The sequence below is a fragment of the Cupriavidus sp. R6-3 genome, from assembly GCF_059772245.1.
Genome location: NZ_JCBAJO010000161.1, coordinates 1 through 10,741 on the forward strand (window position 1 = coordinate 1; position 10,741 = coordinate 10,741).

Genomic DNA, 10,741 nt, shown 5'->3' on the forward strand with positions numbered 1-10,741 from the left:
TGGCGCGCGGCCGTCCCCGGCAATGGCTGGAGTCGCGCGTCGCCGCGATCGGCGCGATCGACATGACGCCCCGGCTGCTGACCGCGCCGGACTGGCCGCATGGCCTGCATGGCGGCTACACCGCTGCCCAGGCCGAGCAGATGGCGGCGCAGGTCCGGCGCCATTGGCACGGCATGGTGCCGCTGGTCGGCGCGGGGCTATGGGCCGACGGCGTCGAGCCGCCGGCGCACGAGGCGGCACGGGTGCGGGAATGGATGGCCGGCTGCGACGCCGGCGTGCTGGCCGAGCTGTGGCTCGACATGGCGCGGCAGGACTACCGGCAGACCCTGCGCGAGGCGACCCTGCCGCTGTTCTGCCTGTATGGGGAACGAAGCCGGCTTTACCGGCCCGCGCTGGCGGCGGCCATGGCCGCGCTGCAACCGGCTCCGCGGGTGGCGACAATCCCGGCGGCCGGCCACAGTCCGCATCTGGAGCTGCCGCAGCGCTTCAACGCGGCGTTATTGCAGATGATCGGCGGATAATCGGCGGATGATCGGCGCAGGATCGTCCGGCTCAGGCCAGCGCCCGATAGCTCCACAGCCCGAACAGCGTCAGCAGCAGCGAGCCGCTCAGGTGCAGCAGCACGTGCAGCGCCGCGGCGCCGTAGTCGCCGGCCAGCAGATTGGCGGTCAGCTCGCTGGAGAAGGTCGAGAAGGTGGTCAGCCCGCCGAGAAAGCCGGTGATCACCAGCAGGCGCCAGGCCGGGGGCAGCGAGGCATGGGTATCGAAGAAGCCCACCGCGACGCCGATCAGGAAGCCGCCGAGCAGATTGGCCGCCAGCGTGCCGTAGGGCAGCGCCGGGTTGGCGGCATTCCACAGCAGCGAGAACAGCCAGCGCAGCCAGGCGCCCATCGCCGCGCCGACCCCAACCGCGACGAAGCCGAGCGGGCTCAAGCCGGGGCTCCGGGCTGGCCTTCGCCCTCCCCGGCATCGCCGCTGGCATTGAGCGAGCGCACGCCCCAGCGCGCCAGCGCGCCCTCGTCGGTGACGCGCGCATCGACCCAGCGGGCGCCCTCGGGCGTCGATTCCTTCTTCCAGAACGGCGCCTCGGACTTCAGGTAGTCCATGATGAATTCACAGGCGGCGAAGGCATTGCCGCGATGGGCCGAGGCCACCGCCACCAGCACGATCTGGTCCTGCGGCTGCAGCGGGCCGACCCGGTGGATGATGGTCACGCCTTCGACGGCCCAGCGCTCGCGCGCGACCGCCTCGATGCGCTCCAGCGCCTTCTCGGTCATGCCCGGATAGTGCTCGAGCTCCATCGCCTGCACCGGGCTGCCGTCGTTGACGTCCCGCACCGTGCCGATGAAGCTGGCCACGGCGCCGATGCCCGGACGCCCCGCGCGCAGCGCCGCCACCTCGGCACCGAGGTCGAAATCCTCGCGCTGTACCCTGACGCTCATCTCAGCCCCCGGTCACCGGCGGGAAGAAGGCCACTTCGCTGCCGTCGGCCACCGCGGTATCGGCGCGCGCGACCGCATGGTTCACCGCCATGCGCAGCGCCCGGCCCTCGGCCAGCGCCTCCTGCCAGACGCCGCCGCGCTCGCGCAGCCACTGCCGCACCTGTCCCACGGTGGCGACCGTGTCCGGCAGCTCGACGCGCTCCTGGGCCACCCCCAGTTGCTCGCGTACGCTGGCGAAGAACCGCAATTCGATCTGCATCGCTACCCTCTTCTCTCGACTGCTTCGGCCGCCCTCGCCGGGACTAGGCCACCAGATTGGCAAACGGCAGGAACGACACCATGTCGCCGCGCCGGATCGGCTGGTTGGGGGGATTGTCGACCAGGCCGTCGCCCCAGACCGTCGAGGTCAGCACGCCCGAGCTCTGGTTCGGGAACAGGTCCAGCCCGCCGCCTTCGTTGATCTTCACGCGCAGGAATTCGTTGCGGCGATCGAACTTGGTCAGGTCGAAGTCGGCCCGCATCGGGATGCGCCGCGGCGCGACGTCGGTCACGCCCTGCATGCGCAGCAGGAAGGGCCGCACGAACAGCAGGAAGGTGACGAAGCTGGACACCGGATTGCCCGGCAGGCCGAGGAAGGCCGCGCTGTCGGCGACGCTCGCTGCATCTCCCGTAGCGGCGGTACCGCCGGCACCGCCGCGCGCCACATGGCCGAACGCCAGCGGCTTGCCCGGCTTGATCGCGATCTGCCACAGGTCCAGCCGCCCTTCGGCCTGCACCGCCGGCTTGATATGGTCTTCCTCGCCGACCGAGACGCCGCCCGAGGTCAGGATCAGGTCGTGGCCCTGCGCCGCGCGGCGCAGCGTGTCGCGCGTGGCGTCCAGCGTGTCGGGCACGATGCCGAAATCGGTGACCTCGCAGCCGAGGTTTTCCAGCAGGCCGCGCAGCGTGAAGCGGTTGGAGTTGTAGATCGCGCCCGGCTTCAACGGCTCGCCCGGCATTGCCAGCTCGTCGCCGGTGAAGAACACCGCCACGCGCGGGCGCCGCACCACGTCCACCTGCGCCTGGCCGACCGAGGCGGCCAGTCCCAGCGCCTGCGGCGTCAGCCGCGTGCCGGTGGGCAGGATCACGGCGCCGGCCATGATGTCCTCGCCGGCGCGGCGGATCCACTCGCCGGGTCCGGGGGCATGGTTGACCACGACGAAGTCGCCGTCGGCCTGGCACTGCTCCTGCATCACCACGGCATCGGCGCCGGCCGGAATCAGTCCGCCGGTGAAGATGCGCGCCGCCGTGCCGGCTTCGAGCGGCACGCCGACATGGCCGGCCGGAATGCGCTGGGCGACCCGCAGCCGCGCGCCGGGCATCGGCACGTCGGCGCAGCGCAGCGCATAGCCGTCCATCGACGTGTTGTCGGCGGGCGGGACGTCGAGCGTGCTGGTAACCGGCTGGGCCAGCACGCGGCCATTGGCCTGCAGCGTATCGACGCGTTCGCTTTCGGCGATCGGCTGGGCGCCGGCCAGCAGCGCGTCGAGCGCCTGCGCCAGGGTCAGCATCGGGGGACGATTTTCCATGCGAGGTGCGTTGTCGTCGCGGCCCGCGCAGGCGGGAACGCAGTGTCCGGACAGGCCCCGCCTGCGCGAGGCGGCGCTTGCGGCCGCGGCGTCGGGCGGCGGCGGCAAGCGGCTGATTCGATTCGTACCAGCTCGATTGTACGAGCCGATTGTAATGACTCGGCGGCCGCCGCGCAGGCAGGCGCGGCGGCCGGTCTCCGGATTACAGCCCGGTATGCCGGGCGATGTACGCCTTGACCTGCGCCGCGTCGGCCGGCATCACCTCGAAGCGCTGCGGCAGCGCCTCGATGCCCTCGAAGGCGGCCGGACGTTCGGGCTCGTGGCCCAGCGCCTCGCGGATCGTGTCGGCGAACTTGGCCGGCAGCGCGGTTTCCAGCACCACCATCGGCGTGCCCGCCGACAGGTGCTCGCGCGCGACCTTGACGCCGTCGGCGGTGTGGGTGTCGATGGTGATGCCATAGCGCGAGGACAGATCGCGGATCGTCGCGACCCGGTCGTCGTGCGTGCTGCGGCCCGAGACGAAACCGAACTGGCGGATGCGCTCGTAGTCCGGCGTGCCGGACAGGTCGAAGCCGCCCTTGGTATCGACATCGCGGAACAGCTGCGCCAGCTTGCCGGCATCCTGCCCCAGCAGGTCGAAGATGAAGCGCTCGAAGTTGGAGGCCTTCGAGATGTCCATGCTCGGGCTGGAGGTGTGGTAGGTCTCGGCCGACTTGCGCACGCGATAGACGCCGGTGCGGAAGAATTCGTCGAGCACGTCGTTCTCGTTGGTCGCCACCACCAGCTTGTCGATCGGCAAACCCATCATGCGGGCGATATGGCCGGCGCAGACATTGCCGAAGTTGCCCGACGGCACGCAGAACGAGACCTTCTGGCCGGGGCCATCGGTGGCGAGCAGCCAGCCCTTGAAGTAGTAGACCACCTGCGCGACCACGCGCGCCCAGTTGATCGAATTGACGGTGCCGATCTTCTGGCGCGACTTGAATTCGAGGTCGTTGGAGACCGCCTTGACGATGTCCTGGCAGTCGTCGAACACACCCTGCACTGCCAGATTGAAGATGTTCGGATCCTGCAGGCTGAACATCTGCGCGGTCTGGAACGCGCTCATCTTCTTGTGCGGGCTCAGCATGAAGACGCGGATGCCGCGCTTGCCGCGCATCGCGTATTCGGCCGCGCTGCCGGTGTCGCCCGAGGTCGCGCCCAGGATGTTGAGCTCCTGTCCGGCGCGCGCCAGCGCGTACTCGAACAGGTTGCCCAGCAGCTGCATCGCCATGTCCTTGAAGGCCAGCGTCGGGCCGTTGGAGAGGCCGAGCAGGTACAGCGGCGCGCCCGCCTCGTCGCCGAGCTTGCGCAGCGGCGTGATGTCGGCGGTGTTGTCGCCGGCGCGCGCGTTGCAATAGACCTCGGCGGTATAGGTCTTGCGCGTCAGCGCGCGCAGGTCCTCGGCCGGGATGTCGTCGCAGAACCTGGCGAGGATTTCATAGGCGAGGTCCGCGTACGACAGCTTGCGCCACGATTCGAGTTCGTCGGCGCTGACCTGCGGATATTGCTGTGGCAGGTACAGGCCGCCGTCCGGCGCCAGGCCGCCCAGCAGGATCTCGGAGAAGGTTTGCGGCACGTCATGGCCGCGGGTCGACTTGTAGTTCATCGTGATGGTGGCCGCCGGGCCGCGCCAGCGCCCGGGTGGGGCGGCGGCGCGGCCATCGGCAAGGCTTCAGTTCAGTTCTTCCATGCGCAGGCGGGTGACGCCCGAGAGCACCGTCGGCAGCGCCTCGATCCTGGCGATGGCGGCATTGACCTGCTTCTCGCGGGCCAGGTGCGACAGCATGATGATATCGGTCTGCGGCTCGCCCTCGCGCGACTCCTTCTGCAGCATCGCGTCGATCGAGATGCCGGAATCGGCCAGGATGCGGGTGATATCGGCCAGCACGCCGGTCTGGTCCGACACGCGCATGCGCAGATAGTAGCTGCTGGTGACTTCCTCGATCGGCAGCACCGGCACGCTGGACAGCTCGTCCGGCTGGAACGCCAGATGCGGCACGCGGTGCTCCGGATCGGCGGTATGCAGCCGGGTCACGTCGACCAGGTCGGCGATCACCGCCGAGGCGGTCGGCTCGGCGCCGGCGCCCTTGCCGTAGTACAGCGTGGCGCCGACTGCATCGCCCTGCACCAGCACCGCGTTCATCGCGCCCTCGACGTTGGCGATCAGGCGCGAGGCCGGCACCAGCGTCGGATGCACGCGCAGCTCGATGCCGTCCTCGCGGCGGCGGGTCAGGCCCAGCAGCTTGATGCGGTAGCCCAGTTCCTCGGCGTACTGGATGTCGATCGCGGACAGGCGCGTGATGCCCTCGACGTGGGTCTTGTCGAACTGCACCGGCATGCCGAAGGCGATCGCGCTCATCAGCGTGATCTTGTGCGCGGCGTCGATGCCCTCGATGTCGAAGGTCGGATCGGCCTCGGCATAGCCCAGCTGCTGGGCCTCCTTCAGCACGGTGTCGAAGTCCAGGCCCTTGTCGCGCATCTCCGACAGGATGAAGTTGGTGGTGCCGTTGATGATGCCGGCGATCCACTGGATGCGGTTGGCGCTCAGGCCCTCGCGCAGCGCCTTGATGATGGGGATGCCGCCGGCCACCGCGGCCTCGAACGCGACCATCACGCCCTTGCTGCGCGCGGCCTCGAAGATCTCGTTGCCGTGCACCGCCAGCAGCGCCTTGTTGGCCGTCACCACATGCTTGCCGTTGGCGATCGCCTGCAGCACCAGCTCGCGGGCGATGCCGTAGCCGCCGATCAGTTCGACCACGATGTCGATGTCGGGATGGCTCACCACCTCGCGCGCATCGGCCACCACCTCGACCTGCCCACCGGTCAGCTCGCGTGCGCGCTCGGTGTTCAGGTCGGCCACCATCGTAATCTCGATGCCGCGGCCCGCGCGGCGGCGGATCTCCTCCTGGTTGCGCTTGAGCACGTCGAACGTGCCGCTACCGACGGTACCGATGCCGAGCAGGCCTACTTTGATGGGGTTCATGGTCAATCAGATTCCAGTTTGCAAATGGGGGAGCGCGACGGTGCGTGCGTTCGGAGCCGGCCGCGGCCGGAGTCAGGCCGTCGCGCCGTGTCGTTTTCGATAGGACTCGAGGAAGCGCCCGACGCGGCCGATCGCCTCGCGCAGGTCTTCTTCGTGCGGCAGGAACACGATGCGGAAATGGTCCGGCTTGGCCCAGTTGAAGCCGCTGCCCTGCACCAGCAGCACCTTCGATTCCTGCAGCAGCTCGTAGATGAATTCCTGGTCATCCTGGATCGGATACATCGACAGGTCGAGCTTCGGGAACAGGTACAGCGCCGCCTTCGGCTTGACGCAGGTAATGCCCGGGATCTGCGTGATCAGCTCGTAGGCCAGGTCGCGCTGGCGGCGCAGGCGGCCGCCCTCGGCCACCAGGTCGTTGATGCTCTGGTAGCCGCCGAGCGCGGTCTGGATCGCCCACTGGCCCGGCACGTTGGCGCACAGCCGCATCGAGGACAGCATGTTCAGGCCCTCGATATAGTCGTGCGCGGGCCGCTTGTCGCCCGACACCACCATCCAGCCGGCGCGGTAGCCGCACGAGCGGTAGTTCTTCGACAGGCCATTGAAGGTCACCGTCAGCACGTCGGTCGACAGCGCGGCGATCGAGGTGTGCGTATGGCCGTCGTACAGCACCTTGTCGTAGATCTCGTCGGCGAAGATGATCAGCCCGTGCTGGCGCGCGATCGCGACGATCTCGCGCAGCAGCTCGTCCGAGTACAGCGCCCCGGTCGGGTTGTTCGGGTTGATCACGACGATGGCCTTGGTGTTCGGCGTGATCTTCGCGCGGATGTCGTCCAGGTCCGGCATCCAGTCGTTGGCCTCGTCGCACAGGTAGTGCACCGGGGTGCCGCCCGACAGGCTGACCGCGGCCGTCCACAGCGGGTAGTCCGGCGTGGGCACCAGCACCTCGTCGCCGTTGTTCAGCAGCGCGTTCATCGACATCACGATCAGCTCGGACGCGCCGTTGCCGACATAGATGTCTTCCAGGCCGACGCCGTGGATGTTCTTCTGCTGGGTGTAGTGCATGATCGCCTTGCGCGCGGCGAAGATGCCCTTCGAATCCGAGTAGCCCGCCGAGTTCGGCAGGTTGCGCATCATGTCCTGCTGGATCTCCTCCGGCGCATCGAAGCCGAACACGGCCAGGTTGCCGATATTGAGCTTGATGATCTTGTGCCCTTCTTCCTCCATCTGCTTGGCCTTCTCCAGCACCGGGCCGCGGATGTCGTAGCAGACGTTGTTCAGCTTGTTGGATTTCTGGATCGGTTTCACGGCGTGGTCGGGCAGGAGTCTGGCAGGGACAAAGGGAGCATGGGGCCGCCGGTTCGTGCGGCGGCGAACAGGGAATCTGCGTAAAACAGGAGGTCGTCCGGAGCGCGCTTCGCTGCACTGCGGGGCGATGCGAGGGCAGCGCGGCCGGCAGGAAGGCAAAGGCTATAATTTAGCGGATTATGACAGACTTCGGCAGGGATCTTGCGATGCAGCGCGGCCGGACCGCGCTCGCCACCGCCCCGGTCCGCGCCTTCCCGGCGCCGGTTCTGCGACAAGTTCTCCGACAAGCTCCCGGACAAGTTCTCCGCCCAACTCCCCGACCAGTTTCCCCACAAGGTTCCCCCGTGAAACTCCATGCCGACCAGCCCAACGCCATGAACACCGTCACCGCGTATGGCCCGGGCTATATCGAGATCAACAAGGTGCGCTACACCATGTCGGTGCTGGTGATGCCCGAGGGCGAGGTACGGCCCTGGCCCGTCCAGCGCTTCGAGGACCTGGCCGCGGACCAGTTCGAGGGCCTGCTGGACCATGCCCCCGAGGTGGTGCTGCTCGGCACCGGCGACCGCCTGCGCTTTCCGCATCCGCGCCTGACCGCGGCCCTGTCCCGCCGCCATATCGGCGTCGATGCGATGGACATGCCGGCGGCCTGCCGCACCTACAACATCCTGATGGCCGAGGGCCGCAAGGTGGCGGCGGTGCTGCTGCTCGAAGACGCGGCCGCAGGCGGCTGAAGCGGCCGTCCCTGCGGTCGGCCGATGTCTGCCCGACGCCACGCTTGAACTATGCCGACGCGCCCTCATTTGCCGTGAGCACGGCCATGCCCGCGATCCCCGCCCGCCGCGACCGGCCCTCGCCCGAGCCGGCGCGGGGCCGGTCCCCGGCGAGCCGATTTCCCCAGCGCCGCTTCCTCCAGGAGCCATAAGAATGACAGTGAGTCTCAACCAGGCCGTTCCCGATTTCAGCGCACCGGCCACCGGCGGCACCTTCCGCCTCGCCGACTACCGCGGCAAGACGGTGGTGCTGTACTTCTATCCGAAGGACAACACCCCCGGCTGCACCAACGAGGCGATGGACTTCCGCGACCAGCACGAGGCCTTCGAGGCCGCCGGCGCGGTGGTGTTCGGCATCTCGCGCGACAGCATGAAATCGCACGAGAACTTCAAGGCCAAGCTGGAGCTTCCCTTCGAACTGATCTCCGATGCCGACGAAGCGCTGTGCCAACTGTTCGACGTCATCAAGATGAAAAAACTCTATGGCAAGGAAGTGCGCGGCATCGAGCGCAGCACCTTCGTGATCGACGGCAAGGGCAAGCTGCGCCATGAACTGCGCGGCATCAAGGTGCCCAGCCACGTCGACGAAGTGCTCGAACTGGTGCGCGCGATGTGACCTTCACAGGGCAATTGCCAAACGGAAATCGTTCGGATACATTGCCCCGTAATGAGTTCAGATTCTGGTTGCCACGCTGCTTCTCCCCTCCGGCCCAGGCGCACGATGCCCAGGGCCGGTAGCGGAACTGCCGTGCCGTCCGCCCGCACAAGACAAGCCGCCTCGCCCGCTCAACGGGCCCGGCGGCTTTTTCGTCTGTGCGCGGCCCCGCCCGTTTTCCCCTCCCCCTGAAAGGAACGCCCAGCATGCCGCTGCCGACCATGCCCGCCAAGCCTGCACAACTGCTGGACCCGAGCGAGTTCGCTCCGGTTGCAAGGTTGCCGAAGTCCGCGACGCAGGCAAGAAAGCCCGTTCCGGCCTTGGAACGCGTGGCCCTGCTTGAAAGCGGACCCAGCGAAGCCGCCGCGCCCGCGGTGGAGGCCCGTGCCGCCGGCACGCGCGCCCGCGCGAAAGACGTGCCGAGCGCCCCGGTGTCGACGACGCCGGCCTCGCCCGTGTCGCTGGTCAAGACCAGCACCGGCACCACCAGCCGCCGGCAGCGCAAGGACACCGGCCCCGCCAAGCTGTTCGTGCTCGACACCAATGTGCTGATGCACGATCCAAGCTCGCTGTTCCGCTTCGAGGAGCACGACATCTATCTGCCGATGATGACGCTCGAGGAGCTGGACAACCACAAGAAGGGCATGAGCGAAGTCGCGCGCAACGCGCGCGCGGTCAGCCGCACGCTCGATGCGCTGGTGGCCGGCACCGACGGCGTGCTCGACGAAGGCCTGCCGCTGGCCAAGCTGGGCAACCGCGACGCGCAGGGGACGCTGTTCTTCCAGACCCGGCTGAACGACACCAAGCTGCCCGAAGGGCTGCCCGAGGGCAAGGCCGACAACCAGATCCTGGCGGTGGTCAGCGCGCTGCGGCAGCAGCATCCGGAACGCGACGTCGTGCTGGTGTCCAAGGACATCAACATGCGGATCAAGGCCCGGGCGCTGGGCCTGCCGGCCGAGGACTATTTCAACGACCAGGTCCTCGAGGACAAGGACCTGCTGTACTCGGGCGTGATGGTGCTGCCCAACGATTTCTGGACCCGGCACGGCAAGGGCGTCGAGAGCTGGCAGGACCCGAAGACCGGCGCGATGTTCTACCGGCTGACCGGCCCGCTGGTGCCCTCCTTCCTCGTCAACCAGTTCGTCTACCTGGAACCGATGGACGGCAGCCTGCCGCTGTACGCGCAGGTCAAGGAGATCAACGGCAAGACCGCGCTGCTGCAGACGCTGAAGGACTACACGCACCACAAGAACAACGTCTGGAGCGTGACCGCACGCAACCGCGAGCAGAACTTCGCGCTGAACCTGCTGATGAACCCCGACATCGACTTCGTCACGCTGCTGGGCCAGGCCGGCACCGGCAAGACGCTGCTGGCGCTGGCCGCGGGGCTGGAGCAGGTGCTGGACCAGAAGCTGTACAACGAGATCATCGTCACGCGGGCGACCGTGCCGGTCGGCGAGGACATCGGCTTCCTGCCGGGCACCGAGGAAGAGAAGATGCAGCCGTGGATGGGCGCGTTCGACGACAACCTCGAGGTCCTGCAGAAGAGCGACGACAGCGCCGGCGAATGGGGGCGCGCCGCCACGCAGGAACTGATCCGCTCGCGCATCAAGGTCAAGAGCATGAACTTCATGCGCGGCCGCACCTTCGTCAACAAGTTCGTCATCATCGACGAGGCGCAGAACCTGACGCCCAAGCAGATGAAGACGCTGGTCACGCGCGCGGGCCCTGGCACCAAGATCGTCTGCCTCGGCAATATCGCGCAGATCGACACGCCGTACCTGACCGAAGGCTCGTCGGGCCTGACCTTCGTGGTCGACCGCTTCAAGGGCTGGAGCCACAGCGGCCATATCACGCTGGCGCGCGGCGAGCGTTCGCGCCTGGCCGACCACGCGGCGGACGTGCTGTGAGCGGACGGAGGCAAGCGATGCGAAGCGATCGCTGGCAGCGCGCCTCCGGCGCGCTGATCCCCT

Annotated in this window: 11 protein-coding genes; 4 read left to right on the forward strand and 7 right to left on the reverse strand. The window is 68.0% G+C overall.

The window, feature by feature from the left end; all coding sequences use genetic code 11:
* The coding region (locus tag AC6EI8_RS19525; RefSeq protein ID WP_498382655.1) for an alpha/beta fold hydrolase at positions 1 to 521 on the forward strand (521 nt) is incomplete at its 5' end.
* A gap of 31 nt (positions 522 to 552) precedes the next feature.
* Here the strand turns inward: AC6EI8_RS19525 and crcB are convergent.
* The 7 genes from crcB to AC6EI8_RS19560 all read right to left on the reverse strand — a co-directional run bounded on the left by crcB (position 553) and on the right by AC6EI8_RS19560 (position 7,340).
* On the reverse strand, positions 553 to 933 hold the full coding sequence (gene crcB, locus AC6EI8_RS19530) for a fluoride efflux transporter CrcB (RefSeq protein WP_226108807.1): 381 nt from the start codon (positions 931 to 933) through the stop codon (positions 553 to 555).
* Entirely contained in the window at positions 930 to 1,442 is a 513-nt protein-coding gene (gene moaE / locus AC6EI8_RS19535) for a molybdopterin synthase catalytic subunit MoaE (RefSeq protein WP_498382656.1), read from the reverse strand. The genes crcB and moaE overlap by 4 nt, the downstream gene beginning before the upstream one ends.
* 1 nt (position 1,443) lies before the next feature.
* On the reverse strand, positions 1,444 to 1,701 hold the full coding sequence (gene moaD / locus AC6EI8_RS19540; RefSeq protein WP_053821618.1) for a molybdopterin converting factor subunit 1: 258 nt from the start codon (positions 1,699 to 1,701) through the stop codon (positions 1,444 to 1,446).
* Positions 1,702 to 1,744: 43 nt separating this feature from the next.
* Entirely contained in the window at positions 1,745 to 2,992 is a 1,248-nt protein-coding gene (locus tag AC6EI8_RS19545; protein WP_226108927.1) for a molybdopterin molybdotransferase MoeA, read from the reverse strand.
* A gap of 220 nt (positions 2,993 to 3,212) precedes the next feature.
* Positions 3,213 to 4,658 (reverse strand): threonine synthase, encoded by a 1,446-nt coding sequence (thrC, locus tag AC6EI8_RS19550; protein ID WP_150084646.1) that lies wholly within the window; start codon positions 4,656 to 4,658, stop codon positions 3,213 to 3,215.
* Between the two features lie 66 nt (positions 4,659 to 4,724).
* Positions 4,725 to 6,035 (reverse strand): homoserine dehydrogenase, encoded by a 1,311-nt coding sequence (locus AC6EI8_RS19555; RefSeq protein ID WP_149319085.1) that lies wholly within the window; start codon positions 6,033 to 6,035, stop codon positions 4,725 to 4,727.
* 72 nt (positions 6,036 to 6,107) lie between these two features.
* Entirely contained in the window at positions 6,108 to 7,340 is a 1,233-nt protein-coding gene (locus AC6EI8_RS19560; RefSeq protein WP_149319086.1) for a pyridoxal phosphate-dependent aminotransferase, read from the reverse strand.
* Positions 7,341 to 7,684: 344 nt separating this feature from the next.
* Here AC6EI8_RS19560 and AC6EI8_RS19565 point away from each other — a divergent pair, with 344 nt between their 5' ends.
* The 3 genes from AC6EI8_RS19565 (at position 7,685) to AC6EI8_RS19575 (ending at position 10,678) form a co-directional block, all read left to right on the forward strand.
* Positions 7,685 to 8,074 carry an Mth938-like domain-containing protein gene (locus AC6EI8_RS19565; RefSeq protein WP_149319087.1) on the forward strand — a complete coding sequence of 130 codons (390 nt, stop codon included), beginning with the start codon at positions 7,685 to 7,687 and terminating at the stop codon, positions 8,072 to 8,074.
* 193 nt (positions 8,075 to 8,267) lie between these two features.
* A complete protein-coding gene (locus AC6EI8_RS19570) occupies positions 8,268 to 8,729 on the forward strand; it encodes a peroxiredoxin (protein ID WP_150084645.1) in 462 nt (153 codons plus the stop codon).
* A gap of 245 nt (positions 8,730 to 8,974) precedes the next feature.
* A complete protein-coding gene (locus AC6EI8_RS19575; protein ID WP_149319089.1) occupies positions 8,975 to 10,678 on the forward strand; it encodes a PhoH family protein in 1,704 nt (567 codons plus the stop codon).
* Positions 10,679 to 10,741: the final 63 nt, after the last annotated feature.

Excerpts from the sequence above, each read along its gene's own strand:
- moaD (WP_053821618.1), bottom strand. The coding sequence starts at position 1,701 with ATGCAGATCGAATTGCGGTTCTTCGCCAGCGTACGCGAGCAACTGGGG.
- AC6EI8_RS19545 (WP_226108927.1), bottom strand. The coding sequence starts at position 2,992 with ATGCTGACCCTGGCGCAGGCGCTCGACGCGCTGCTGGCCGGCGCCCAG.
- AC6EI8_RS19570 (WP_150084645.1), top strand. The coding sequence starts at position 8,268 with ATGACAGTGAGTCTCAACCAGGCCGTTCCCGATTTCAGCGCACCGGCC.
- AC6EI8_RS19575 (WP_149319089.1), top strand. The coding sequence starts at position 8,975 with ATGCCGCTGCCGACCATGCCCGCCAAGCCTGCACAACTGCTGGACCCG.
- AC6EI8_RS19555 (WP_149319085.1), bottom strand. The coding sequence starts at position 6,035 with ATGAACCCCATCAAAGTAGGCCTGCTCGGCATCGGTACCGTCGGTAGC.
- moaE (WP_498382656.1), bottom strand. The coding sequence starts at position 1,442 with ATGAGCGTCAGGGTACAGCGCGAGGATTTCGACCTCGGTGCCGAGGTG.
- thrC (WP_150084646.1), bottom strand. The coding sequence starts at position 4,658 with ATGAACTACAAGTCGACCCGCGGCCATGACGTGCCGCAAACCTTCTCC.